This window comes from Franconibacter helveticus LMG 23732 (assembly GCF_000463115.2).
Taxonomy (GTDB): domain Bacteria; phylum Pseudomonadota; class Gammaproteobacteria; order Enterobacterales; family Enterobacteriaceae; genus Franconibacter; species Franconibacter helveticus.
Genome location: NZ_AWFX01000026.1, coordinates 109,067 through 133,462, shown reverse-complemented (window position 1 = coordinate 133,462; position 24,396 = coordinate 109,067). Strand labels below are relative to the sequence as shown.

The following is a 24,396-nucleotide window of genomic DNA, read 5'->3' as shown; positions in this document are numbered from 1 at the left end:
GATGTCACCGACAGAATATGAAAACCAGTATTATCAACGGCTCGGAAGTGTCTAGATTATCCGTGGCGATTCAGACCATTAGGATTAGCTTGTCGTAAATATGCTCGCCAACGGTCACGGATTTACCGCGCAGTTTGAATTAGAGTTTAACCACGTCTTTCAGAGTCCGACGGTCTATCGATTCACCCTGCCAGGGCTTAGCCTCTGCCTCATCCATCGTGTGACACTCAAAAGCCAGTGCTTCCCTTTGGTGACAAACTGCTTACGCACACGATGCCCACTGCGTCCGGCAGGGTAGCATTAATAAATCCATTTTCCTGTGTCGAGTTTTAGTTCTGCCATAAAAAATGCCCTCCATTTGGAGGGCGTTTTTACTGTATGAATAATCAGTGTCAATGTATGATGTTCGCGGCAATCTACATCACAGATACCGATAGGATTGTGGTGCCGTAATGTTGTCACCTAATGAACTTAAGTGGCGGGGTTGATCGTAAATCTTTAGCTCACCAATTTTTATAGCAAAGGCTTTCTCTTTGCTGTGAAAATACGTATCAAAAAACTGTTTACTAATACCAGCATACCGACAAGTTTTTTTTCCATACATTACATGGTTTATCTTCTATAACATCAGCGATATCAAACTCAGCAACAATCATACCTACAGGCATCGTTGAGTAAATCACCACGGATTTAACATCCGGATTTTTGAAGATTCCTTTTCTGAACTCATCTTAAAATTCGTAATGCATTTGAAACCGAGCGGTTTATGAGGATGCTAAAAAGCATAACAACTAATCAAGAACCGCTTCGACAGCTAATTTCGATAGTCATAACTGAGTTTTATTTGAAATTAGATGAAAACGGTAAAAAAAGCGATAAGCGATAAGATAGGGTATGCAGAGGCAAAAGCTGGAAGCCGCATGGGGGCGCAATTTGCCTTGTCACAATACGTGGCGACAAGAATAATTACAGACTTAAGAACAAGTAAGGCTATGAGCCGCCTGATTCGTGTTGCCTCTGGCTTTACTATTAACATACTGTTATTACAGGGAATAATCGAGGATGCTGCCAGAGCGCCCCGAAGAATGAGAGAAAAATATTCTGTCACTTATATGAAAGTGTCTTCCATGAATTTGGATATGGTTTACTTTCTCGTCGAACTACAACTGGAACCATACCTGTTATTTATCAACAGCCACCCTCTACGGTGCAAAGGGACAGAAAATGAAGTCTGCCGACTCCTCAACCAGTAGTTTTACAAAAAGCATCGGGTTGCATGTAATTACCATGCTTGATGCGTCTGGAACGGGCATTTGCTCTATTGCCGCTTTTGTATGCCTTATCGTTCTGGATGGCTGGTTGTTGAAGTTGGGCGGGGTGGTTGGCTGTTTAGTTCTGATTTGCTTCATCATCTACCTTTCGGACGTGCTAAAAGCGAAGGTAAGGTAAGTGTTCCCCGTATCCCATCCTCACTATCAAGAAAAGAGCAGCCACAGTGGTGCTTGAGTCGTCTCTACCTAATGGGCCAGTAATTCTCTGTCGCCATTTTGTCGCCTTTAGCTGCAAGGTGACGAGCTAACTTTTTTTATAAGGGGTAGTTTTGCAGGCAAGAAAAAACCCATCAACCTTGAACCAAGATGGCGGGGTTGATGGGCTCCACAATATGGGGACATCAAAGAAAAGCAGTGGCACTAATTGAGACTGACGCTGGCGCGAAAAGTTCTGCCATTGATGAAAATTTTCTTAATTTTCTTTTTCACAGGCCGAGGCCCGGCCAGATAATCACAATCAGCGTGCCGGCGAGCGTTAACAATACGTTGGCTATCGCGTAGGTGCCTGCATAGCCGAGCGCCGGAATGTTGCTGCGTGCAGTGTCGCTAATGATTTCCATCGCCGGAGCGCAGGTGCGCGCGCCCATCATGGCGCCGAACAGCATCGCGCGGTTCATGCGCAGCACATAAGCGCCGAATAAAAAGCAGATAGCGACCGGCAGCAGGCTTACCAGCAGACCCGCGATCAGCATCTGTCCGCCCACGTCGCCGAGCCCACGGCCGATGCCGCTGCCCGCGCTTAAGCCGACGCCCGCCATAAAGACCATCAGCCCGAACTCTTTCACCATGACCAGCGCCCCTTGCGGGATATAGCCGAAAGTGGGGTGGTTGGCGCGCAGAAAGCCGAGCATGATGCCGGCGAACAGCAGGCCGGCGGCATTGCCGATGCCGAAGCTGAACGAACTGAACTGGAAGGTGATCATCCCAATCATCAGGCCGACAATAAAGAAGGCGCAGAAGGCGAGGAGATCGGTCACCTGACTGTGAATAGAGATAAAGCCAATGCGGTCGGCGATGGTTTTCACGCGACGGGCGTCGCCGCTCACCTGCAAAACGTCGCCTTTGTTCAACACGATGTTATCGTCGATTGGCATCTCAATCTGGCTGCGGATAACGCGGTTTAAAAAGCAGCCGTGGTCGGTAAGCTTAAGCTGGCCCAGGCGGCGGCCCACCACATTGTGGTTTTTCACCACAATCTCTTCCGTGACGATGCGCATGTCGAGCAGGTCGCGGTCGAATACCTCTTTGCCGTTGCGAAAGCTTGGGTCGAGGCGGGCATGGGCGTCGGGGTAGCCGACCAGCGCGATTTCATCTCCCATCTGCAACACCGCGTCGCCGTCCGGGTTCGCCAGAATGCCGTTGCGGCGAATACGCTCGATGTAACAACCGGTCTGGCGATAAATGCCCAGCTCGCGCAGGTTTTTGCCGTCCGCCCAGGCAACCAGCTCCGGGCCGACGCGATAAGCGCGGATCACCGGCAGATAAACTTTGCGGTTCGCATCGGTATCCAGCCCGCGCTCGCGGGCTATCTGCTGGGCGCTGGTTTGCAGATCCTGATGTTGTAGCTTCGGCATATACCGCGCGCCGAAGATCAGGCTTACCAGGCCGATGAGATAGGTCAGGGCGTAGCCGAGGCTTAGGTGATCCAGCGCCGCCGCCAGCTCGCCGTTGCTCATTCCCGAATGCCTGAGCGTATCCCCCGCGCCCACCAGCACCGGCGTAGAGGTCATGGAGCCTGCGAGCATCCCGGCGGTCAGGCCGATATCCCAGCCGAACAATTTGCCAAGCCCCAGCGCAATGAGTAGGGCGCTGCCAACCATCACCAGCGCCAGCATCAGATAATTCTTACCGTCGCGAAAAAAAATAGAGAAAAAGTTGGGGCCCGCTTCCACCCCTACGCAAAAAATAAACAGCATAAAGCCGAGGTTAAGCGCGTTGGTGTTAATAGCGAAGTGCTGTTGGCCTAATAATAAAGAGACAACTAAAACGCCAATAGAATTACCCAGTTGCACGGAGCCGAGACGAATTTTTCCCAGGCACAAACCGAGCGTGAGCACCACAAATAATAACAGGATGTAATTCCCGTTTAACAAATCTGCGACGTTTATATTCACTGAAGATAACTTCTTGTTTACGAGTAACTTGTTGAAAGAAGAGGGGTTTTGCGCTAATGTTTCCGCCAATAACAACAGGGTCTTTTCTTATTTTTATATGACCTGAAATCACCTGCGGCACATTACGCAGCGGCTAGTTTAATCGCAATGAAGATCAACGGCTAGTAAGAATAGTGTACTTATTCAGTACGTTTTTTTGGCAAGGATAGCTACCACGCTTTATCAGACTGAACGATCAGAGTGCGCGCTGTTTCAGCCAATCCGATACAGGCACTATCAAGGGGATATCTGTTGATGCGAAGACAAAGCTGGGCGGGAACCATTTGCTGTTTCGTCCTGTTCATCGTGGTTTTTATTTCCCATAAATTTCTTTTGAGCCAGGGTTACCCCATCAAAGGCAGAATGGACTTAGGCATGCTCTGCTTCATTTTGCCGGGGGCGGTCGCGAGTATCTTTTGCCGCTACGGCCGCGTGGTTAAGCCGATGCTTGGCGCGGTTCTCGCCTCTCCGCTTTGCCTTTTGCTGTTTCTGTTATGGCGCGACGGCGGGCGCTCGTTCTGGCAGGAAGTGGCATGGACTTTTGGCGCGGTTTTCTGGTGCACGCTGGGCGCGTTGTGCTATCTCTTATTACTGACGCTTATCAGACATTATGAGGCGACTAAAAACCGGCTTTGAAGCCGGTTTTTTGATCGCCTCTTCTGCATAAGCGCGCTTAACGCTTCCTGAGGTTAAAAGCGGCATCAGATTATCAGGTTATACTTTCGAGCTTTGACGACCGGAGTGCCCATGCGTTCACCCGTCATTCCCCGGTCCCTGTTGCTGCTGGAAGCGGCAGGGATGGCGCTGCTGGCGCTGGCGTTTTTAGCGCTCAACCAGATTGTCGCGCTGCCTGCGCCGCTTGATAGCGGCACGGCTATTGTGGGGATGATTTTCGCAGGCGTAGCGCTGATGCTGCCTGCGACAGTCGCGCTGGTTATCGCGCTTGCGCGACAGCTGGCGCCGCGGTTGATGAACGCCTCCGGTCATTCCGTACACCAGGATAAGGAAAAACGCGATGACGCCGACCATTGATCTTTTACGCGCCCACCGTTCCATTCGCCACTACACTGATGAACCCATTACCGAAGCCCAGCGCGAAGCCATTATCGCCAGCGCTCAGGCCGCCTCGACCTCCAGCTTTTTACAGTGCAGCTCGATTATTCGCGTCACCGACAAAGCGCTGCGCGAGAAGCTGGTGGAGCTGACCGGCGGCCAGCAGCATGTGGCGCAGGCGGCGGAGTTCTGGGTGTTTTGCGCCGATTTCAATCGCCATCTGCAAATCTGTCCGCAAGCGCAGCTCGGTCTTGCCGAACAGCTGCTGCTGGGCGTGGTGGATACGGCGATGATGGGGCAGAACGCGCTGACGGCTGCGGAATCTTTAGGCCTCGGCGGCGTGTATATCGGCGGCATCCGCAACAGCATTGAAGCGGTGACCGGGCTGCTGGAGCTGCCAAAGCATGTACTGCCGCTGTTCGGGCTTTGTCTTGGCTGGCCGGCTGATGATCCGCAGGTCAAACCGCGTCTGCCCGCGTCGCTGGTGGTGCATGAGAACCGTTACCAGCCCCTGGATAAAGAAACGCTTGCCCGGTATGACGAAACGCTGGCGAACTACTACCTGACGCGCGGCAGCAATACCCGCCGTGACACCTGGAGCGACCACATCCGCCGCACTATTATCAAAGAGAGCCGTCCGTTTATTCTCGACTACCTGCATAAACAGGGCTGGGCGACGCGCTAATCCTTTATACGCCCCTTCGTTGCGAAACGCGGGGGGTGTATGATACGCGGGCATTTACGTTTTGCTCACAGAGGTGCAGGGTGAAAATCGCCATTTTATCCAGGGATGGGACGCTCTATTCTTGTAAACGCCTGCGCGAAGCGGCTACGCACCGCGGCCATCAGGTCGAGATCCTCGACCCGCTATCCTGTTACATGACCATCAACCCGGCGGCTTCAGCCATGCACTACAAAGGCCGCCAGTTGCCCCATTATGATGCAGTCATTCCCCGCATCGGTTCCGCCATCACCTTTTACGGCACCGCCGTGCTTCGCCAGTTTGAAATGCTTGGCAGCTACCCGCTTAATGAGTCGGTCGCTATTACCCGCGCCCGTGACAAACTGCGTTCGCTACAGTTGCTGGCGCGCCAGGGGATTGACCTGCCGCTGACCGGCATCGCCCACTCGCCGGATGACACCAGCGACCTGATAGATATGGTGGGCGGAGCGCCGCTGGTGGTGAAGCTGGTCGAAGGCACCCAGGGCATCGGCGTGGTGCTGGCAGAAACGCGCCAGGCGGCGGAGAGCGTGATAGACGCGTTTCGTGGGCTTAACGCGCACATTCTGGTGCAGGAATATATAAAGGAAGCGAAGGGGCGGGACATCCGCTGTCTGGTGGTGGGCGACAGCGTGGTGGCGGCTATTGAGCGGCAGGCGAAAGAGGGCGATTTTCGCTCCAACCTGCATCGCGGCGGCGTGGCGCGCATCGCCGATATCTCGCCGCAGGAGCGGGATATCGCGCTGCGGGCGGCGCGCACGCTCGGGCTGGATATCGCCGGGGTGGATATTCTTCGCGCCGGGCGCGGGCCGCTGGTAATGGAAGTCAACGCCTCGCCCGGCCTCGAAGGGGTGGAGAGCACCACCGGTATTGATGTCGCCTCGCAGATGATCGCCTGGGTGGAACGCCACGCGAACGCAAACTTTTGCCTGAAAATGGGCGGCTAAGCGCCCGGCCATGGTATGCAAGGCGAATTTTGCGTAAGCTATCCGCCTTTAATTGTTCACGTTACTGAAAGAGGTATCCGGTTTTATGCATTCACTCGTGGTCCCGACTCTGGACACCCTGCGCCGCTGGCTCGATCGTCTCGGCGTTAGCTTTTTCGAGTGCGATACCTGTCAGGCGCTGCACCTTCCCCATATGCAGGATTTCGATGGCGTTTTCGATGCGAAAATAGACTTGCTGGATAACGTCGTGCTCTTTTCCGCGATGGCGGAAGTGAAGCCATCCGCGCTGCTGGCGCTGGCGTCGGATCTCTCGGCTATTAACGCCGGCTCGCTGACGCTAAAAGCGTTTCTGGATATTCAGGACGATAACCTGCCAAAACTGGTAGTGTGCCAGGCGCTGCACGCCCAGGTGGGCGTCAGCGAAGAGCAGTTCGCCGCCTTTTTCCGCCAGAGCGAACAGCAGATCTCCATGGTCATTCTCGAAGCCCGCGCGCAGCAGCTGCTTTATGCGCCGGAAGAAGAAGAAAAAAGCGACAGCGCAGTGAATAACCATTTTCTTCACTGAACCCGCCTCTTATTAGCGCAGTCGCCACCAGGGCGACTGCTAAATTTGATTTTTTATTCTGTTCCTGGCCTCTTCTCAAAGCATTTTTCACCGCTTCAACCGCCCATTTGGCTTATCACATAGAGCGATTCAGCCTAAAAAATTGATAAAAGGCGTTTTTTATACCGGGCTATAGCCTCGGGACCGGGCTACAGTTATCCTTGCGCTGGCTTGAAAAGCGTGCACCGTCTGCCGAAGGTCCTCCGGATCTTTTTCTGTGCAGGTGAACAGATATGCATGATTTTTGCATATGTCTGAATGCGTAAATTTAGCTCGCGCCAACGAGCTTTTACCCTTTATTCAGAAGGAAACAGATATGTCCGCCCAAGGTAAAAAATGGTTGTCGGGTGTGGTTGCCGGTGCGCTGTTGGCATGTTCTGCCACCGCCGTGGCGGCTGAACAAAAGACGCTTCACGTCTATAACTGGTCAGATTATATTGCGCCGGATACCGTCGAAAACTTCACGAAAGAAACCGGCATTAAAGTGGTTTACGACGTGTTCGACTCCAATGAGGTGCTGGAAGGCAAACTGATGGCGGGCAGCACCGGCTTCGACCTGGTCGTGCCTTCCGCAAGCTTCCTTGAGCGCCAGCTCACCGCGGGAGTTTTCCAGCCGCTGGATAAGAGCAAGCTGCCGAACTGGAAAAACCTCGACCCGGAAATCCTCAAGCTGGTCGCCAAACACGACCCGGACAATAAATATGCCGTGCCTTACCTGTGGGCAACTACCGGCATTGGCTATAACGTGGATAAAGTCAAAGCGGCGCTCGGCACCGATGTACCGCTTAACAGCTGGGATCTGGTGCTGAAGCCGGAAAACCTCGCGAAGCTGAAAAGCTGCGGTGTCTCTTTCCTGGATGCGCCAGAAGAAATTTTCGCCACCGTGCTGAACTACCTGGGTAAAGATCCCAACAGCACCAAAGCGGATGATTACACTGGCCCGGCTACCGATCTGCTGCTGAAGCTGCGCCCGAATATCCGCTACTTCCACTCTTCCCAGTACATCAACGACCTGGCGAATGGCGACATTTGCGTGGCTATCGGCTGGGCAGGGGATGTCTGGCAGGCGGCTAACCGCGCGAAAGAAGCGAAGAATGGCGTGAACATTTCTTACACCATTCCGAAAGAGGGGGCGCTCGCCTTCTTTGATGTCTTCGCCATGCCGAAAGACGCTAAAAATACCGACGAGGCTTATCAGTTCCTTAACTACCTGATGCGCCCGGATGTCATGGCCCATATCAGCGACCATGTTTACTACGCCAGCGGCAACAAAGCCGCCACGCCGTTAGTAAGCCAGGAAGTGCGCGACAACCCGGGCATTTACCCGCCAGCGGACGTCTTTGCCAAGCTCTTCACACTTAAGGTGCAGGAGCCGAAGATTGACCGCGTAAGAACCCGCGCGTGGACTAAAGTGAAAAGTGGTAAATAAATAAACCAGCTTTTGCGTAACGGTACCGCTCCGGGCGTTACTGCCCCTTCTGGACAGAGGTCGAAAGCCTCTGTCCAGACGTTTGTGCGGCCTGCGCCGCACCGTTTTATTGTTTTGCCGGAGAGCAACTCGTGACTGATGCTACCCCTCGCCCCCAGGCGAAAACCCGCAAGGCGCTTACCCCGCTGCTGGAAATCCGCAATCTGACCAAATCCTTCGACGGCCAGCACGCCGTGGACGATGTCAGCCTGACTATTTATAAAGGCGAAATTTTCGCCCTGCTGGGCGCCTCCGGCTGCGGCAAATCAACGCTGCTGCGCATGCTGGCGGGCTTCGAACAGCCGACCACCGGGCAAATCATGCTCGACGGAGTCGACCTCTCGCACGTCCCGCCTTACCAGCGCCCAATCAATATGATGTTTCAGTCCTACGCGCTCTTTCCGCACATGACGGTAGAGCAAAACATCGCCTTTGGTCTGAAGCAGGACAGACTGCCGAAAGCGGAAATCGCCAGCCGCGTGCAGGAGATGCTAAGCCTCGTGCATATGCAGGAGTTTGCCAAACGCAAGCCGCACCAGCTTTCTGGCGGCCAGCGCCAGCGCGTGGCGCTCGCCCGAAGCCTGGCGAAACGCCCGAAGCTGCTGCTGCTCGATGAACCCATGGGCGCGCTGGATAAAAAACTGCGCGACCGCATGCAACTGGAAGTGGTGGATATTCTGGAGCGCGTGGGCGTGACCTGCGTAATGGTCACCCACGATCAGGAAGAGGCGATGACCATGGCGGGGCGCATCGCCATTATGAACCGCGGCAAATTCGTGCAGATCGGCGAGCCGGAAGAGATTTATGAGCACCCGACCACCCGCTACAGCGCCGAGTTTATTGGCTCGGTCAACGTCTTTGAAGGGTTGCTCAAGGCGCGTCAGGAAGATGGCCTGGTTATCGACTCCCCCGGCCTGCTGCATCCGCTGAAAGTCGACCCAGACGCGTCCGTCGTAGACGGCGTGCCGGTGTATGTCGCGCTGCGCCCGGAGAAGGTGATGCTTTGCGACGAGCCGCCGGCGGATGGCTATAACTTCGCGGTGGGGGAGGTGGTTCACATCGCCTACCTTGGCGACCTTTCCATCTATCATGTACGGCTCAAAAGCGGACAGATGATAAGCGCCCAGTTGCAGAACGATCACCGCTACCGCAAGGGCGCGCCCACCTGGGGCGATGAGGTTCGCCTTTGCTGGGATGCGGACAGCTGCGTGGTCCTGACGGTTTAAGGAGGCGAAATGAGTATGTTTGAACGCTACACTGAACCCGCCGCCGTTAAGCCTCGCGGCTTTAAGCTCTGGCTTGCCCGCCTGCAAATGGCCCATGGCCGCAAGCTGGTTATCGCGCTGCCTTATCTGTGGCTGATTTTGCTTTTTCTGCTGCCGTTTTTGATTGTGTTTAAAATCAGCCTGGCGGAGATGGCGCGCGCGATTCCGCCTTATACCGACCTGGTGAGCTGGGAAGAAGGGCAGGCTTCCATTTTGCTTAACTTCGCCAACTTCTTACAGCTGACGGACGATCCGCTTTACTACGAGGCGTATCTGCAATCTTTGCAGGTGGCGGCGGTTTCCACCCTGTGCTGCCTGCTGCTCGGGTATCCGCTCGCCTGGGCGGTGGCGCACAGCAAGCCTTCCACGCGCAATATTCTGCTGCTGCTGGTGATCCTGCCGTCGTGGACGTCGTTTCTGATTCGCGTCTACGCCTGGATGGGCATCCTCAAAGAGAATGGCATTCTGAATAATGTGCTGCTGTGGCTCGGCGTAATCGATCAGCCGCTGACTATCCTGCATACCAATATCGCGGTCTATATCGGCATTGTTTACGCCTATCTGCCGTTTATGGTGTTGCCGATTTACACGGCGCTGACGCGTATTGATTACTCGCTGGTGGAAGCCTCGCTCGATCTCGGCGCCCGTCCGCTGAAAACGTTCTTCAGCGTGATTGTGCCGCTAACCAAAGGCGGGATTATCGCAGGCTCGATGCTGGTGTTTATCCCGGCGGTCGGCGAGTTTGTTATTCCGGAACTGCTCGGCGGGCCAGACAGCATCATGATAGGCCGCGTGCTGTGGCAGGAGTTCTTTAATAACCGCGACTGGCCGGTGGCCTCGGCGGTGGCGATCACCATGCTGGTGGTGCTGATCGCGCCGATCATGTGGTTCCACAAGTATCAGAACAAAACCATGGGGGATCACGCATGAACAATCTGCCGGTCGTGCGTTCTCCCTGGCGCATCCTGATCCTTATTATTGGTTTTACCTTTCTGTACGCGCCGATGCTGATGCTGGTGGTTTACTCCTTCAACAGCTCGAAGCTGGTCACGGTGTGGGCGGGCTGGTCGACGCGCTGGTACAGCGAGCTATTCCAGGACACGGCGATGATAAGCGCCGTGACGCTCAGCCTGACTATCGCCGCTTGCGCGGCGACGATGGCGGTCGTGCTGGGCACGATCGCGGCGGTGGTGATGGTGCGTTTTGGCCGCTTTCGCGGCTCGAACGGCTTCGCTTTTATGCTGACGGCGCCGCTGGTGATGCCGGATGTCATTACCGGCCTTTCGCTGCTGTTGCTGTTTGTGGCGATGGGGCACGCTATCGGCTGGCCTTCGGATCGCGGCATGCTCACCATCTGGCTGGCGCACGTTACCTTCTGTACCGCCTATGTTTCGGTGGTGATAAGCTCCCGCCTGCGCGAGCTGGATCGCTCTATCGAAGAGGCGGCGATGGATCTTGGCGCCACGCCGCTGAAAGTCTTTTTTGTCATCACGCTGCCGATGATCATGCCAGCTATAGTTTCCGGCTGGCTGCTGGCCTTTACGCTTTCCCTTGACGACCTGGTTATCGCAAGCTTTGTCTCAGGGCCTGGCGCCACCACGCTGCCGATGCTGGTCTTCTCAAGCGTGCGCATGGGGGTGAACCCGGAGATCAACGCCCTGGCGTCGATTATCCTCGGCGTAGTCGGAATAATCGGACTTATCGCCTGGTTCTTCATGGCGCGGGCAGAAAAGCAGCGACTGCGCGATATCCAGCGTGCAAGACATAGCTGAGCGGCCTAAAATCTGCAATCATGTGCCTTCAGCGCCGCGGTTCGCCGCGGCGCTGTCTCACAGGGAAGGCAAGATTTGGAAATGTTCAGCAAACCGCGAAATTCACATGCCCGAATGAACGCCCCGACGCTGGTGCAGGTGGCGGCGATAGCTATTATCACCACCCGGTGTCTTGACCTTCTTTTGCTGTTTAATCTGCTCGGCCTGCGCGGCGCGATGGACTTTATTCACCGCAGCGTACAGACCTGGAGCCTGACCCTGATTTTCCTCGGCAGCCTGCTGTTACTGTGCGTCGAATTTCGCTGCGCGTTCGTTATCCTCAAAGGCCGAAGCTGGGGCCGCTGGGTTTACCTGCTGACGCAAATTATCGCCGCCGGCTATTTGTGGGCGGCTTCGCTCGGCTGGGGTTATCCCGAGCTTTTCAGCATCGCCGGCGAGTCAAAACGGGAAATTTTCCGCTCCTTAATGATGCAAAAACTCCCCGACCTGCTGGTGCTGTTCCTGCTTTTTGTTCCCTCGCCCAGCCGACGATTTTTCCAGCTACAGTAATTTGCCTGGCGTGATAGAATCGCCGGTCCGCGTTTTTCTTAAGGTTTTTTTGCTATGCACTGCGCACTCTACGATGCCGGGCGCTGCCGATCCTGTAGCTGGATTGAACAGCCGATGGCAACTCAGCTCACCGCCAAAATGAATGACTTAAGCCAGCTGCTGGCCGGGCATGCCGTGGGCGAATGGGCGGAGCCGGTCAGCGGACCGGAAGAGGCGTTTCGTAATAAAGCCAAGATGGTAGTGAGCGGCAGCGTGGAAAAACCGCTGCTCGGCATGCTGCACCGTGACGGCTCGCCGCAAGATTTAACGGCGTGTCCGCTCTATCCCGCACCGTTTTATGCGGTATTCGCCGCGCTTAAACCCTTCATCGCCCGCGCCGGGTTAACGCCCTATAACGTGCACCGCAAACGCGGCGAGCTGAAATATTTGCTGCTGACGCAAAGCACGCTCGACGGCGGCATGATGCTGCGCTTTGTGCTGCGCTCGGAAACGAAACTTGAGCAGCTGCGCGCCGCGCTGCCAGAATTGCAGGCGCAGCTTCCCCGGTTGAAAGTGATCTCTGTAAATATCCAGCCGGTGCACATGGCGATAATGGAAGGCGAAAAAGAGATCTGGCTGACGGAGCAACAGGCGCTGGAGGAGCGTTTCAACGGCGTGCCGCTCTGGATCCGCCCGCAGAGTTTTTTCCAGACCAACCCGATGGTGGCGGGCAAACTCTATGCCGCAGCCCGCGACTGGGTGCGCGCGCTGCCTGTAAACCATATGTGGGATCTTTTTTGCGGCGTTGGCGGCTTCGGCCTGCATTGCGCCACGCCCGAAATGACGCTGACGGGCATAGAGATAGCGCCTGAAGCTATCGCCTGCGCGACGCGTTCCGCTGAGATGCTGGGGCTAAAAAAGGTGCATTTCCAGGCGCTGGATTCCACGCAGTTCGCGACAGGGCAGGGCAGCGTCCCCGAGCTGGTTGTGGTTAATCCGCCGCGCCGCGGCATCGGCATTGAACTGTGCGACTACTTAAGCCGCATGTCGCCGTCGTTTATCCTCTATTCAAGCTGCAATGCGCAGACCATGGCGAAAGATATCAGCGCGCTTGCAGGCTACCGCGTCGCCCGCGTGCAGCTTTTCGATATGTTCCCTCACACCGCCCACTACGAAGTCTTGACGTTGCTGGTGCGCGAGTAATTCACTGCCGCGCCGGGAAAGCGAAAGGCGGGCGGTAAAGCCGCCTTCCGCTACCTGAATGCGCCGCTACCAGTACCGTTTCCAGCTTTCCGTCATGCGCATCAGCGCCTCGACATAAAAATAATCGCCCCAGCTGCAACATTCATCCACGCCTTTGTTGCTCGCCAGATGATAAACGCTGTGCTTAAGCAGGCCGGTGCCGCTGTCGTCAGGCTGCACCAGATAATTGCGGCTAAGCGAAGCCATAATATGTTCCGCCCAGCTCTGGTAACGCGCCCGGTCAGGGTCGGTCACCGGCAGGTGGTTAACCAGCTCCAGCAGCCCGCAGACGGCGATAGCGGCGGAGGAGGAATCGCGCAGCGCGTCGGTGTCCTTTAGTGCGAGATCCCAGTGGCAAACGCCATCTTCAGGCAGGCGGTTGAGGAAATAGTTCGCCACCTTTTTCGACAGCGTCACCATCGTTTTATCGCCGGTATAGATAAAGCTCAGCAGAAAACCATAAATCGCCCACGCCTGACCGCGCGACCAGCAGGAATCATCGGCATAGCCCTGCTGCGTATTGCCGTAACGCGGCTCGCCGGTGGTTCTGTCCATGTAATACGTGTGCCAGGTCGATGCATCGGGGCGCACCAGATAGCGCGCAGACTGATTCACATGCGCCCGCGCCGCGTTGGCAAAGCGAGGATCGCCGGTCTGTTCGCTTGCCCAGTAGAGCAGCGGCAAATTCATCGTGCAGTCGATAATCATGCGCCCGGCCTGTTCGGGGTCGTCAAGATCGCCCCAGGCCTGAATAATCTGCGCTTTCGCATGGTAGCGCTCAAGCAGGGCTTCCGACGCCAGCAGCGCAAAACCGCGCGCTTCGCGGCTGCCGTTCAGCCGCCAGTCCGCGACGCACGACAAAGTATAAAGAAAGCCCAGATCATGGGTGTTGGTGTCGTGTCGTCCGGCAATGCGCAGACCGAAAGAGCGCACCTGCCTGCGTGCCGCCTCGCGAAAAACCTCGTCGCCCGACATTTCCCAGGCAAGCCAGAGCTGGCCGGTCCAGAAGCTGGTCGTCCATTCGACGTTTTCCGTTAGCGGGTAGCGCCCGTTCACGCAGGTTTCCGCCGGGAATTTATCGCCAAAAGACGCCAGGTTGCGTCGCAGACGCTCCAGCACATACTCGCGGGTATGCATCAGCTGCTGGCGCAGCGTCTCGCGTCCGGCTGACGTGGCGGGCGGGTTAGAAAGGTTTTCATAAGCAATGGATTGCAGCATCTTGTACTCCTTAATCACTGTGCTGGCGGATCAGTTTTTAACCGGGGTCGGCTGACTTTCGGCGCTGCGGCTGGCGTCCCGTTTGTTCTGGCAGGGCGAAAGCGTGAAAGCGGAAACCAGCGTAAAGGTGAGGGCTATCGCGCCCATCAGGATATAGGTCTGTTCAAAGCCGATGCGGTCATAGAGATAGCCCGCAGGGGAAGAGACCACCACGTTGCCGACATAAAGCATCGCCTGATAACCCAGCAGATACATGGTGGCGTTAACGCGTTTATCGAAATGCTCGGCGATGTATTTGAATACCGAAACCAGCAGCAGGCAGATTTCCAGGCCGTAGAGCGGCTTGAGTACGGAGATAAGCAGGTGCGAGTCGCATAGCCCTGAGATAATCAGGCGCGAGCCTACCACCAGGCCCACAATAAGCAGCCCTTTTTTGGCGCCTACGAAGTTCACAAAAACAGGGATCACCATGTACATCACAAACTCCATGCCGGACTGCACGGTGCCCAGATAGCCAAAGACGGCGTTGCCCTGCTTTACATCATCAAAGAACGTAACGAAGTAGCGCGAAAACTGCTGTTCGGCGATAAACATCATCCAGGCGACGCCCGCCACGTAAAGGCAGAACGCCCAGAACTTGCGGCTTCGCAGCAGCGCGTACACATCGCGCATTTCAATTTTTTCTCTGGAAAGCACGTCGCCCGCATGGGTGGTCGTCACGTTGACTTTCAGGCTCAGCAACACGCCGAGCATCACCAGCGAGGCGACGCTGCCGAGAATAAAGTTATAAGCAGGCGAAAGGTTAAACAGCAGGCCGGAAAACGAGGAGGCGACGGCCCAGCCGAGCGAACCCCACATGCGAATTTGCCCGAACTCCATGCCGTTCAGGCGGCTGTAGCGGTCCGTATAAGACTCGCAGGCGGCCACGCCCGCATACCAGGCGAAGCTCAGATAAATAGCGCCGACGATAATGCCCGCCAGGGTATGGGAAATAAGCAGCGGCTGGTAAACGTAAATAAAGAACGGCGCCATCAGGGCGGACATCGCCACCACAAAATAGAGCAGGTATTTACTCATGCCGATTTTATCGAGGATATACCCGTACACCGGTTTTAATATCACCGAAAAAATACCGTTAACGGCGAAGACGGTGCCAATCACCGAGCCGCTTAAATGGGTTTTTTGACCAAGCCAGATAGCCAGCAGGCCAATACTGGCAGACCAGGTGAAAAAATAGAGAAAGATAAAGGTGCTTATCTTGATATATTCCGGTCTGTTTGCTGCTGTAATATTTTTCATACAAACCTCGGTAGGGTAGCGTTATTTCCGCGATGCGCCGGGAATAATGATTTCGGCTTCGCGTCCGGGTAATGAGAGATGTAACGTCTGGTCGCCCAGGCGAATGCGCGGGGCGAGCGCCGGGTCGACGGGCGCGCCCGTACTGGCAGCAACAGCGCAGCACAGCCATTGCTCGCCGGGCTTAATGTCGCCCGTTAAATGGGGAATAGCGGCGCACTGCGCGAACATAATGCTGCTGCCAGGCGGCGTAATAACGTGCCCAGCCAGACGCGGCTGCGGGCTACTATCCACAATGCAGGAAGAGCCGATTGCGCTGTTTATCCGCGCTACATTCTCCTGCGCCTCAATAGTTGTCTCGCTGGGGTGATAGAGGACGGCAAAGCCGCCTTCGGTGGCGGTCAGCGCGCGGTCGCTGACAATGTGATGCGCCCGCACGTGCCAGTCGCCGCAGGGGATGAGCCAGCTGGAAATATGTACGTTTTCCCAGGGCGACCAGCGCGAAAAAATATGGTCGTCACAGGTAATGACCTCTTCGCAGGCACGCCGCCCACGGTAATAGCCGTCGTGTTCGCTAAGCAACAGCATAGCGTCGCAGGCGGCGTGTTTAAGGCCATAACGCCCGCGCTCAATGGTGAAGCCGAAGGCCGAGGAGTAAGCGAATTTCGTGTATTTCGCCTCGGTATTAACGTAGTTGTTCAGTTCAAGCTGGCCGGAGGTGAGCAGATAAACATGGCTGTCGTTGCGCACCAGTATCTGGTCCGCCGCTTTAATAACGCGCATGCCCTGCGCCTGCGGTAGCGGCAATTCTGCCGCCTGCCAGAACGGATGCGCTTCAGGCAGCGCCAGAATCAAAAAGGTTTTTAACGCCCAGTAGGGCGAGCCGGGCGAGTTGTAATCTTCACACATCGCCAGGTTTGGGTAGGCGTAACCGAGCGTCAGAATATCGTCGCGGTCGAGGATGGGCTGCTGGAACCACCAGCGCAAATGGCGAAGAATTATGCCTTTCATTACGCCTTGCGAAAACGCTTCCAGACCGGCGAAAGCCGCCGCGCTCCAGAACGCCACCATGGCGAAACGGTAGGTCAGGCTGCGGCCAAAGGGAACCGATGCGCCGTCGGCGGCAGAAAACCAGATAAAATCCTGGGCGAAAAGTTGCGCGCGTTCGCGAAGCGCTGCGGCGCGTTGCGGGTCGACATCTTCCATCAGCACGGCGTAAAGCAGGCCGTAAAAATGAAACGCCATGGAGATATAGTAATCTTTCGGGCGGCCAGGCCCGTCGGAATACCAGCCGTTGCCGAGATAATAGGCTTCCATCATGGCGAAGCGGCGTTCAATCGCCTCGCGCCGCCACGGCAGACCGGCGCGCTTAAAGCCCATCTGCACCAGAATGGCGAAATAGTTCCAGTTGCTGTCCGGCATTTGCGCGTCATCTATCTGGCTCAGCCAGGTAAAGAGGTTGTTCAGCTCCACCGGCGAGAAGTGACGCGTCAATTTATCCTCCAGCAGCGCCAGCCCAAAGCCATACGCCGCCATTTCAACCAGCCGCTGGTCGTAAGGGCCAGCCGCGCCCCAGTAGCCCGCGTGCGTTGGGTCGGTGCCGTGACGGATAGCCGTCAGGAAGGCGTCATAACCTTCAGGCGCTTCGTCATTCGCCATAAGCGGGAAAAGCCCCCACAGCGCGCGGGAAAGCCCCTCCATACGGGCAACGTCTGAACCGTAGTGAGCGCAGGTATTGCCAAGATGAATACCGGTTTCACCGCAGGCGAACTGCTTTTGCAACGCCGCCAGCAGCAGCCGGAGCTGGTCCGCCACCTGCTGGCGGGTGGTCAACGGATTGTTGTTTTGCGTCTCTTTTATTCTCATTTTTGCCTCCTGGATCCCTGCGCTCAGGCGCGCCGGTCAGCGAATGGCAGAGAGAATAGGCAAGGGAAGCGGGGGGCAAATGTTAGCTGCGTCACAGGGTGAAAGAATAACCAGGACGTTGTTTATAAAAATTTAAAACTATGGTTTATAACGCTTCTCAGAACGGCAAAAATTGAAAATGGTTGCCCTGTGAAAAATCTCTGTGAACCTTCCCTGCTGGAGCTTATTCCGCTTAACGATCGCATCGCTTCGTTCAGCAGGCTTTATGCCAACTCGATTCGCTATCATCACTGGCATCAATGCCTTGAGCTACTCTATGTGGAAGAAGGCTACGGCGTGGTGATGGTGGACAAGCAGCAATACACCATGCGCCCGGGGCGGCTGTTTGTTTTCCCGCCGATGTCGCTGCATAAAGTCATGGTGGAAGAGCGCGTGCGGGACAGTTACCGCCGTACGGTCATGCATCTGGATCCGTATGCCATGCAGCAGCTGCTGGCTCCTTTTCCCGTGCGCCACGCCCGTTTTGCCTCGCTAAGCGAGCGGGCAGGGCGGACGCGGGTTTACGATCTGGCGGATAAGCGCGCGCAACTTGAGCCGCTGTTTGTTCATTACGAGCCGCTGCTTGGTCGCGCTGCGTGCGAACATGAAGATGTCGCCTGTTTTGTTCTGCATCTCCTCAGCCTGCTGCCGGAAAAAGCCGACGCGCCGGCGCAGAACCACAACGGGCTTTCCACCCAGGTGATGTACTGGATAGAAGAGAATTACGGGCGCAAATTTGAACTGGCTGCGCTGGCAAGCGAGTTGAACCGTTCTCGCAGCTACCTCTCCCGGCGCTTTCAGCAGGAGACCGGCGAGCAGATCCATGACTACCTGATGAGCTTTCGCCTGCGCAAGGCGTGCGAGTTGTTGCGCCAGCAAACGTGTAGCGTAGCGGAAATCGCCGCTCGCGTGGGCTTCTCAGACACCACTTACTTCATTAGCTGTTTTCGTAAAAAGCTGGGGGAGACACCGTTACAGTACCGCAAAAACCAGCCGCGCTGACGGAGCATCCGGCGCATATACTTAGCGCAGGCTTAGCCGTGAAGAGGATTGCGCATGTTTGCAGGGTTTACACATCAAAAAATCGCCGTCACGAACGCCACGCTGAATGTTCGCTATGGCGGCGATGGCCCGCCGGTGTTGCTGCTGCACGGGCATCCGCGCACGCACATGACCTGGTCGAAAGTCGCTCCGCTGCTGGCACAGCATTTCACCGTGGTTTGCCCGGATCTGCGCGGTTTCGGCGACTCCTCTAAGCCCGCTGACACGCCCGACCACGCCGGTTCCGCCAAGCGCGCCAAAGCGCAGGACTGCATAGAATTAATGCAGGCGCTGGGGTTCCCGCGCTTCGCCATCGCTGGGCACGACCGTGGCAGCTATACGGCTTACCGCGCCGCGCTTGATCACCCGCAAGCTATTACGCATCTGGCGGTGCTGGACTGCGTACCCATTCTGGAAGCGCTGGAACGCTGCAACGAAAAGTTCGCCCGCCAGTGGTATCACTGGTTTTTCTTTGCGCAGAAAGCGAAGCCGGAGCGGGCTATCCTGGCCGACCCGGACGCCTGGTACGGCGGTCGTCCGCCGCAGATGAATGACGAAGAGTACGCTGACTTTCACCGCGCCATTCACGACCCGGCAACCGTACACGGCATGCTGGAAGATTACCGCGCCGGATTCACGCTCGACCGCGAGCATGAGGCAGCGGACCGGGCTGCGGGGCGCAGGATCCTCTGCCCGACGCTTTGTCTCTGGTCGGAACATGACGATCTGGCGGATCTCTACGGCGATGTGCTGGCTATCTGGCGGACATGGGCGAATGAGGTTCAGGGCGGCCCCATTGCGAGCGGACATCATATGGCGGAAGAGGCGCCGCAAGCGCTGGCGCAGGCGCTAACGGCCTTTCTGCTGGAAAAAGAAAGGCCCGCCTGAGCGAGCCTTTGTTCGTCATTTTACCTTTACTGCGGGAACCACTGGTCGCTGATCTTCTGATAAGTGCCGTCGGCTTTAATGGCGGCCAGCGCGTCGTTCAGCTTCTTCAGCAGTGCGACGTTATCCGGACGCACCGCGATGCCAAGCCCGGTGCCGAAGTACTGCGGGTCGGTCACTTTTTCAGTCGCAGTGCCGAGCTGCGGGTTGGACTTCAGCCATTCGTTAACGACGGCGGTATCGCCGAACACCCCGTCCAGACGGCCATTTTTCAGGTCAATAATGGCGTTCTGGTAGCTGTCGTAAGCCACGGTTTTGACTTCCGGATGCTTATCCTGCAAATATTTCTGATGGGTGGTGCCGTTTTCCATGCCGATGCGCTTGCCTTTCAGCTCGTCAAACGACTTGTAAGCGCCTTTTTTGGCAATGACCACTGCGGAGTTAGCGTAGTAAGGCGCGGTGAACGCCACCTGTTTCTGACGCTCCGGGGTAATATCCATGCCCGAGATCACCGCGTCATATTTTTTAAATTTCAGCGACGGGATCAGGCTGTCGAAAGCGTGGTTAGTAAAGGTGCATTCAGCCTGCATTTGTTTGCATAACGCTTTGGCCAGGTCGATATCAAAACCCACTATCTGGTTGTTCGCGTCCAGCGACTCAAAAGGCGGGTAGGTTGCAGAAGAACCGAAGCTGATTTTTTCGGCCGCAGCGGCGTGGAATGCGGCGCCAGCGAGCATGGCGGCCAGAATGATTTTTTTCATCGTGAAGCTCCCGTCTGTCAATCTTGTTTTATGTCACCGTTTACCCGGCGTGAAAACACCATGCCATTTTGTGAATTTATATGCAATAAAAATGTATATTTATTTTGTATGCGTTTAGTGAAAGGCAGGGAGTAGGGGTATGAAAGGGCGTTAAAGGCGATGGCGATAAAGGGCGTTAAGCGAGCCCTCTCCCCGAAGGGAGAGGGAAAACTAGTTACGGCGCTCAAACGCCAGCGCGCGGCGTTCAATCAGGCGCATCAGCAGCGTCAGCAGGCCGTTGACGATGAGATAAATCAGCCCCGCGGCGCCGAAAACCATCACGTCGTAAGTACGTCCGTACAGCAGCTGACCGTGGCCCATCACTTCCATGAGCGTAATGGTGTAGGCAAGCGAGGTGCTTTTAAACACCAACACCACTTCGTTGGAATAAGAAGAAAGCGCGCGCTTAAATGCATAAGGCAGCAAAATAGCGAGCGTATCTTTCTTGCTCATTCCCAGCGCCCCGCAGGATTGCCACTGACCTTCCGGAATGGCGCGGATCGCCCCGTAAAACAGCTGCGTGGTGTAGGCCGCCGAGTTCAGCGAAAGCGCAATCAGCGCGCACAGCCAGGGTTGCGAAAGCACATGCCAGAGCGTTGGGTAGTTCTGCAATGAAGGGAACTGTCCTGGCCCGTAATAAATCAGGAAGATCTGCACCAGCAGCGGCGTGCCGGTAAAGAGCGTAATGTAACCGCGCACAATCCAGACCAGCACCGGCGTTTTCAGCGTCAGCACAATGGTGAAGAGCAGCGAAAGCAGCAGCGCCACTACAATCGAGGCCGCCGTCAGCGTAAGGCTGGTGTGCAGCCCTTTCAGGAGTTCAGGTAAATACTCAAGCATCAGCCTGGTCTCCGTTCAAAACGCGTGGCGCGACGATCGATATGCTTGAGCACATACTGGCTGATAAGCGTGATGACCAGGTAAATTAACGCCGCAACGATATACCAGGTAAAAGGCTCCTGGGTGCGGGTGGCGATGCTTTTGGTTTGCAGCATCAGGTCGTTTACGCTAATCAGCGACACCAGCGCCGTATCTTTCAGCAACACCAGCCACTGGTTGCCGAGGCCCGGCAGCGCGTGGCGCCACATCTGCGGCATCACCAGGCGGAAAAAGATCGCCGCTTTCGACAGGCCCAACGCCTGGCCTGACTCCCACTGGCCGACCGGCACCGCTTTCAGCGCGCCGCGCAGCGTTTGCGACGCATAAGCGGAATAAAGCAGTGAAAGGGCGATAACGCCGCACAGGAAGGGGCTGACGTCGAAATTCTCGATCTGCATCTGCACCGGGATCTGCACAAAGCCCAGGTTGATGTTAAACCCATCAGAGAGCAGCAACAGAAGCTGAGAGGAGCCGAAGTAGATAAACAGCACCACCAGAATTTCCGGCAGGCCGCGCAGCACCGTGACCAGCACCGAGGCAATCCATGCGACAGGACGCCACTTCGCCGATTCCCAGACGGCGAAAATCATCGCCAGCACGAGGCCGATGACAAGCGCGCAAACGGCAAGGCCGACAGTCATCCCGGCGGCGCTTGCTAAAGGAAACATATCGTTCATTCAGGCGATTACTTCTGGAACCATTTTTTGTAGATAGCGTCGTAAGTGCCGTCTTTTTTCACCTTCTCCAGCGCAGTGTTGAACTTCTGCTGTAGGTCGGTGTTGCCCTGACGCACGGCGATGCCAAGCCCGGTGCCGAAGTAGGCTTTATCCGTCACTTTTTCGCCCACGGCGGCCAGTTTCGGGTTCGCTTTCAGCCATTCGGTCACCACAGCCGTGTCGCCAAATACCGCGTCGATGCGACCGTTTTGCAGATCAAGCTTCGCGTTCTGGTAGCTGTCATAAGGTACGGTGGTGATTTCCGGGTGCTTGTCGTTAATGTATTTCTGGTGGGTGGTGCCGTTTTGCACGCCAACGCGCTTGCCTTTCAGCTGATCAAGGCTTGCGAATTTACCCTGCTGGCCAATGAACAGCGCGGAGTTGTCATAATAGGGGTTAGTGAACAACACCTGCTTCTGGCGCTCGGGCGTAATATCCATGCCTGCCATTACCGCCTCGAAGCGTTTGAACTTCAGGCCCGGGATCAGGCTGTCGAACGCCTGGTTGGTAAAGGTGCAGGTAGCATCAATCTCTTTGCAAAGCGCATTAGCGAGATCCACGTCAAAACCGACGATTTTATTGCTGGCGTCCATGGACTCAAACGGAGGGTAGGACGCTTCGGTGGCGAAACGAATGGTCTGTGCTGCTGTGGCGGAAAGGCTGACGCTGGCGAGCAGCGCGGCAATCAATACTTTTTTCATTGTCATTTTCCCGATCTACATCAGTGAGATAAGTAGTGTTTAAACGCATCGGTCTGCGGCTGGGTGAAGCAACCCGCATCTCCCTGTTCAATGATATGGCCATTTTCCATATAGACCACGCGGCTCGCGGTTTTGCGCGCCACTTCCACTTCGTGCGTCACAATCACCTGAGTAATGCCGGTTTGCGACAGCTCGCGAATAATGCTGACGATTTGCGCGGTGATTTCCGGGTCCAGCGCGGCCGTCGGCTCGTCAAAAAGCAGCACCTGCGGCTCCATCATCAGCGCGCGCGCAATGGCCACACGCTGCTGCTGACCGCCGGAAAGGTGCAGCGGGTAGCGGTCGACGTAGGGCGTCAGGCGCAGGCGCTCAAGCAATTTACCGGCGCGCTGACGCGCTTGCTCTTTGCTTAAGCCGAGCACGCGGCAGGGCGCTTCGATGAGGTTTTGCAGCACGGTCAGGTGCGGCCAGAGATTGTATTGCTGAAAGACCATGCCCACATTCTGGCGCAGCTCGCGAATCGCTTTATCGCCAGGGGCTTTTGAGAAATCGAACCGGTTGCCCGCAATGTTAAGCTTGCCGGAGCGCGGCATCTCAAGCAGGTTGAGTACGCGCAGCAGCGAGCTTTTGCCCGCGCCGCTTGGACCAAGCAGCACCAGCGTTTCGCCCTGTGGACAATCGAGGGTGATATCAAACAGCGCCTGATGCGCGCCGTAATAACAATTAATGCCGTTTAGTTGAATACTCATGCGTAGCAGTTGAATAGCAATTGAGACCGCGAATAGTATCGCCAGCAGAATAGTTATGCAATATTTGTGCGTTAAAACTTAAAATCATCCAGATGAATGCTTTAAACTTAGCACAAAATAGCGGGGCGGATTGAAGGCAAGGATAAATGTCGGCGTAGCGGCATAAAGCCAGACAATTTACGTGGGTGCCTTTCTCTCCGCCCGGCAGCGAATTAACGCTGCTCCAGCGACTGGCGCAGCGTGCCGGAAGGCGCATGCGTCGCGCCGCCAAGGTAACGCACATCGTCTACCGCCCAGCACTGGCCTTCGCGCACCATCAGCACTTCATCCCGCCATTGCTGGTTATCCTGGTTGAATACCACGCGCAGCGGAATATTGCGCGCATCGGTATTCGGGATGCGGGAGGCGCTGTCGACCTTCGCCGTTTGCGCGGCTTCAGCGCGGCTGGTGAACGGGTCGCTACGCAGGAAGGCGTTTTCAGGCTTATTCTCGCGGCTTGCGCTCAGGAGTTGCGCATAGAGCGAATCGCTTAAATAAGGGCGCAGCGCGCTAAGATCGTTCAGGCCCTGGCCGCGATGCGCGATGCGGTAGTCGTAAAACTGCTGGGCGACGGCATCAGGGCCGCCTTCAACACAGGGTCCGCTGCGCGAGCCAATATCCTTGAACGCCGGCGTAACAGGCGTGGTGCAGGCGCTGAGCATCAGAGCGCAAGGCAGCGCTAAAAACAGAGCGGAATGGCGCATTTTCATTTCCTTATTCTCATAAGCAGGACTACGTTTCTTGTCACAGGACATTTTTAGCATAGCGTATCGTCGCCAGATTGCGTCTGGTATTGTCTGCTAACGCATTGATAGCCAAAAGGAGAAACCCATGCAATTTTCCACAACCCCCACGCTTGAGGGACAAACCATCGTTGAGTACTGCGGCGTGGTAACCGGCGAGGCGATCCTCGGCGCCAATATCTTCCGCGACTTCTTTGCGGGCATTCGCGATATCGTTGGCGGCCGCTCCGGCGCCTATGAGAAAGAGCTGCGAAAGGCGCGGGAAATCGCGTTTCGTGAACTGGGCGAACAGGCGGCGGCGCTCGGCGCGGACGCGGTGGTCGGCATCGATATCGACTAC

General features: G+C 56.0%; 25 protein-coding genes and 1 pseudogene. 15 read left to right on the top strand and 11 right to left on the bottom strand.

The window, feature by feature from the left end; genetic code table 11:
- Positions 1-73: 73 nt before the first annotated feature.
- Positions 74-342 (bottom strand): annotated as a pseudogene (locus DW56_RS21510) (site-specific integrase); the annotation flags it as partial.
- An 882-nt stretch (positions 343-1,224) separates the two neighbouring features.
- On the opposite strand from DW56_RS21510, the gene DW56_RS22675 reads away from it, so the two are divergent.
- The gene (locus tag DW56_RS22675) at positions 1,225-1,449 is read left to right on the top strand and encodes a hypothetical protein (protein ID WP_024555113.1); all 225 of its coding nucleotides are present in this window, start codon (positions 1,225-1,227) and stop codon (positions 1,447-1,449) included.
- 307 nt (positions 1,450-1,756) lie between these two features.
- Here DW56_RS22675 and DW56_RS08395 read toward each other — a convergent pair whose 3' ends face one another.
- Positions 1,757-3,445, bottom strand: coding sequence for an aspartate:alanine antiporter (locus DW56_RS08395; RefSeq protein ID WP_024562002.1), 1,689 nt, complete (start codon positions 3,443-3,445; stop codon positions 1,757-1,759).
- A 294-nt stretch (positions 3,446-3,739) separates the two neighbouring features.
- Here DW56_RS08395 and ybjM point away from each other — a divergent pair, with 294 nt between their 5' ends.
- From ybjM to rlmC, 11 genes are all read left to right on the top strand, one after another.
- Positions 3,740-4,120 (top strand): inner membrane protein YbjM, encoded by a 381-nt coding sequence (gene ybjM / locus DW56_RS08390; RefSeq protein ID WP_024552320.1) that lies wholly within the window; start codon positions 3,740-3,742, stop codon positions 4,118-4,120.
- Between the two features lie 111 nt (positions 4,121-4,231).
- Positions 4,232-4,516, top strand: coding sequence for a DUF1418 family protein (locus DW56_RS08385; protein ID WP_024552321.1), 285 nt, complete (start codon positions 4,232-4,234; stop codon positions 4,514-4,516).
- The gene (gene nfsA, locus DW56_RS08380) at positions 4,500-5,222 is read left to right on the top strand and encodes a nitroreductase NfsA (RefSeq protein WP_024552322.1); all 723 of its coding nucleotides are present in this window, start codon (positions 4,500-4,502) and stop codon (positions 5,220-5,222) included. Before DW56_RS08385 ends, nfsA begins: the two co-directional genes overlap by 17 nt.
- A gap of 80 nt (positions 5,223-5,302) precedes the next feature.
- Positions 5,303-6,205 carry a 30S ribosomal protein S6--L-glutamate ligase gene (gene rimK / locus DW56_RS08375; protein ID WP_029589757.1) on the top strand — a complete coding sequence of 301 codons (903 nt, stop codon included), beginning with the start codon at positions 5,303-5,305 and terminating at the stop codon, positions 6,203-6,205.
- Between the two features lie 85 nt (positions 6,206-6,290).
- The gene (locus tag DW56_RS08370) at positions 6,291-6,770 is read left to right on the top strand and encodes a type III secretion system chaperone family protein (RefSeq protein WP_024552324.1); all 480 of its coding nucleotides are present in this window, start codon (positions 6,291-6,293) and stop codon (positions 6,768-6,770) included.
- 355 nt (positions 6,771-7,125) lie between these two features.
- Complete coding sequence (gene potF, locus DW56_RS08365; RefSeq protein ID WP_024552325.1) at positions 7,126-8,238, top strand: spermidine/putrescine ABC transporter substrate-binding protein PotF; 1,113 nt, start codon at positions 7,126-7,128, stop codon at positions 8,236-8,238.
- Between the two features lie 131 nt (positions 8,239-8,369).
- Positions 8,370-9,503, top strand: a complete 1,134-nt coding sequence (gene potG / locus DW56_RS08360; protein WP_024552326.1) for a putrescine ABC transporter ATP-binding subunit PotG — start codon at positions 8,370-8,372, stop codon at positions 9,501-9,503.
- Positions 9,504-9,512: 9 nt separating this feature from the next.
- Positions 9,513-10,472, top strand: a complete 960-nt coding sequence (gene potH / locus DW56_RS08355) for a putrescine ABC transporter permease PotH (protein ID WP_024552327.1) — start codon at positions 9,513-9,515, stop codon at positions 10,470-10,472.
- On the top strand, positions 10,469-11,314 hold the full coding sequence (gene potI / locus DW56_RS08350) for a putrescine ABC transporter permease PotI (protein WP_024552328.1): 846 nt from the start codon (positions 10,469-10,471) through the stop codon (positions 11,312-11,314). The genes potH and potI overlap by 4 nt, the downstream gene beginning before the upstream one ends.
- 81 nt (positions 11,315-11,395) lie before the next feature.
- Positions 11,396-11,863 carry a YbjO family protein gene (locus DW56_RS08345; RefSeq protein WP_029697269.1) on the top strand — a complete coding sequence of 156 codons (468 nt, stop codon included), beginning with the start codon at positions 11,396-11,398 and terminating at the stop codon, positions 11,861-11,863.
- 54 nt (positions 11,864-11,917) lie between these two features.
- On the top strand, positions 11,918-13,045 hold the full coding sequence (gene rlmC, locus DW56_RS08340) for a 23S rRNA (uracil(747)-C(5))-methyltransferase RlmC (RefSeq protein ID WP_024552330.1): 1,128 nt from the start codon (positions 11,918-11,920) through the stop codon (positions 13,043-13,045).
- A gap of 66 nt (positions 13,046-13,111) precedes the next feature.
- Here the strand turns inward: rlmC and DW56_RS08335 are convergent, their stop codons facing one another.
- Genes DW56_RS08335 through DW56_RS08325 form a run of 3 tightly spaced genes read right to left on the bottom strand, consistent with a single transcriptional unit; the run spans position 13,112 to position 17,464 of the window.
- The gene (locus DW56_RS08335) at positions 13,112-14,302 is read right to left on the bottom strand and encodes a glycoside hydrolase family 88 protein (RefSeq protein ID WP_024552331.1); all 1,191 of its coding nucleotides are present in this window, start codon (positions 14,300-14,302) and stop codon (positions 13,112-13,114) included.
- Between the two features lie 30 nt (positions 14,303-14,332).
- Entirely contained in the window at positions 14,333-15,601 is a 1,269-nt protein-coding gene (locus tag DW56_RS08330) for an oligosaccharide MFS transporter (RefSeq protein WP_024552332.1), read from the bottom strand.
- A 21-nt stretch (positions 15,602-15,622) separates the two neighbouring features.
- Complete coding sequence (locus DW56_RS08325; RefSeq protein WP_024562001.1) at positions 15,623-17,464, bottom strand: DUF2264 domain-containing protein; 1,842 nt, start codon at positions 17,462-17,464, stop codon at positions 15,623-15,625.
- A 189-nt stretch (positions 17,465-17,653) separates the two neighbouring features.
- Here DW56_RS08325 and DW56_RS08320 point away from each other — a divergent pair, with 189 nt between their 5' ends.
- Positions 17,654-18,505: an AraC family transcriptional regulator gene (locus tag DW56_RS08320; protein ID WP_024555070.1), complete on the top strand. Its 852-nt coding sequence runs from the start codon at positions 17,654-17,656 to the stop codon at positions 18,503-18,505.
- Between the two features lie 54 nt (positions 18,506-18,559).
- A complete protein-coding gene (locus DW56_RS08315; RefSeq protein ID WP_024555069.1) occupies positions 18,560-19,432 on the top strand; it encodes an alpha/beta fold hydrolase in 873 nt (290 codons plus the stop codon).
- Between the two features lie 26 nt (positions 19,433-19,458).
- Here the strand turns inward: DW56_RS08315 and artJ are convergent, their stop codons facing one another.
- From artJ to DW56_RS08285, 6 genes are all read right to left on the bottom strand, one after another.
- Positions 19,459-20,190: an arginine ABC transporter substrate-binding protein ArtJ gene (gene artJ, locus DW56_RS08310; RefSeq protein WP_024555068.1), complete on the bottom strand. Its 732-nt coding sequence runs from the start codon at positions 20,188-20,190 to the stop codon at positions 19,459-19,461.
- Between the two features lie 210 nt (positions 20,191-20,400).
- Entirely contained in the window at positions 20,401-21,069 is a 669-nt protein-coding gene (gene artM / locus DW56_RS08305) for an arginine ABC transporter permease ArtM (protein ID WP_024555067.1), read from the bottom strand.
- On the bottom strand, positions 21,069-21,785 hold the full coding sequence (gene artQ / locus DW56_RS08300) for an arginine ABC transporter permease ArtQ (protein WP_024555066.1): 717 nt from the start codon (positions 21,783-21,785) through the stop codon (positions 21,069-21,071). Before artQ ends, artM begins: the two co-directional genes overlap by 1 nt.
- An 8-nt stretch (positions 21,786-21,793) precedes the next feature.
- On the bottom strand, positions 21,794-22,525 hold the full coding sequence (gene artI, locus DW56_RS08295; protein ID WP_024555065.1) for an arginine ABC transporter substrate-binding protein ArtI: 732 nt from the start codon (positions 22,523-22,525) through the stop codon (positions 21,794-21,796).
- A 20-nt stretch (positions 22,526-22,545) separates the two neighbouring features.
- On the bottom strand, positions 22,546-23,274 hold the full coding sequence (gene artP / locus DW56_RS08290; RefSeq protein WP_024555064.1) for an arginine ABC transporter ATP-binding protein ArtP: 729 nt from the start codon (positions 23,272-23,274) through the stop codon (positions 22,546-22,548).
- 212 nt (positions 23,275-23,486) lie between these two features.
- Positions 23,487-24,017 carry a lipoprotein gene (locus DW56_RS08285; protein WP_024555063.1) on the bottom strand — a complete coding sequence of 177 codons (531 nt, stop codon included), beginning with the start codon at positions 24,015-24,017 and terminating at the stop codon, positions 23,487-23,489.
- A gap of 127 nt (positions 24,018-24,144) precedes the next feature.
- Between DW56_RS08285 and DW56_RS08280 the strand changes: the two genes are divergently transcribed.
- On the top strand, positions 24,145-24,396 hold a 252-nt coding region (locus DW56_RS08280), incomplete at its 3' end, for a heavy metal-binding domain-containing protein (protein ID WP_035889736.1).

Bases quoted from the DNA above. Each gene is read 5' to 3' on its own strand.
- DW56_RS22675 (WP_024555113.1), top strand. From the start codon at position 1,225: ATGAAGTCTGCCGACTCCTCAACCAGTAGTTTTACAAAAAGCATCGGG.
- rlmC (WP_024552330.1), top strand. From the start codon at position 11,918: ATGCACTGCGCACTCTACGATGCCGGGCGCTGCCGATCCTGTAGCTGG.
- potF (WP_024552325.1), top strand. From the start codon at position 7,126: ATGTCCGCCCAAGGTAAAAAATGGTTGTCGGGTGTGGTTGCCGGTGCG.
- potI (WP_024552328.1), top strand. From the start codon at position 10,469: ATGAACAATCTGCCGGTCGTGCGTTCTCCCTGGCGCATCCTGATCCTT.
- DW56_RS08385 (WP_024552321.1), top strand. From the start codon at position 4,232: ATGCGTTCACCCGTCATTCCCCGGTCCCTGTTGCTGCTGGAAGCGGCA.
- nfsA (WP_024552322.1), top strand. From the start codon at position 4,500: ATGACGCCGACCATTGATCTTTTACGCGCCCACCGTTCCATTCGCCAC.
- artJ (WP_024555068.1), bottom strand. From the start codon at position 20,190: ATGAAAAAAATCATTCTGGCCGCCATGCTCGCTGGCGCCGCATTCCAC.
- DW56_RS08345 (WP_029697269.1), top strand. From the start codon at position 11,396: ATGTTCAGCAAACCGCGAAATTCACATGCCCGAATGAACGCCCCGACG.
- DW56_RS08335 (WP_024552331.1), bottom strand. From the start codon at position 14,302: ATGCTGCAATCCATTGCTTATGAAAACCTTTCTAACCCGCCCGCCACG.
- artP (WP_024555064.1), bottom strand. From the start codon at position 23,274: ATGAGTATTCAACTAAACGGCATTAATTGTTATTACGGCGCGCATCAG.
- DW56_RS08370 (WP_024552324.1), top strand. From the start codon at position 6,291: ATGCATTCACTCGTGGTCCCGACTCTGGACACCCTGCGCCGCTGGCTC.
- DW56_RS08315 (WP_024555069.1), top strand. From the start codon at position 18,560: ATGTTTGCAGGGTTTACACATCAAAAAATCGCCGTCACGAACGCCACG.
- DW56_RS08330 (WP_024552332.1), bottom strand. From the start codon at position 15,601: ATGAAAAATATTACAGCAGCAAACAGACCGGAATATATCAAGATAAGC.
- DW56_RS08325 (WP_024562001.1), bottom strand. From the start codon at position 17,464: ATGAGAATAAAAGAGACGCAAAACAACAATCCGTTGACCACCCGCCAG.
- ybjM (WP_024552320.1), top strand. From the start codon at position 3,740: ATGCGAAGACAAAGCTGGGCGGGAACCATTTGCTGTTTCGTCCTGTTC.
- potH (WP_024552327.1), top strand. From the start codon at position 9,513: ATGAGTATGTTTGAACGCTACACTGAACCCGCCGCCGTTAAGCCTCGC.
- artM (WP_024555067.1), bottom strand. From the start codon at position 21,069: ATGCTTGAGTATTTACCTGAACTCCTGAAAGGGCTGCACACCAGCCTT.
- artI (WP_024555065.1), bottom strand. From the start codon at position 22,525: ATGAAAAAAGTATTGATTGCCGCGCTGCTCGCCAGCGTCAGCCTTTCC.
- artQ (WP_024555066.1), bottom strand. From the start codon at position 21,785: ATGAACGATATGTTTCCTTTAGCAAGCGCCGCCGGGATGACTGTCGGC.
- DW56_RS08285 (WP_024555063.1), bottom strand. From the start codon at position 24,017: ATGCGCCATTCCGCTCTGTTTTTAGCGCTGCCTTGCGCTCTGATGCTC.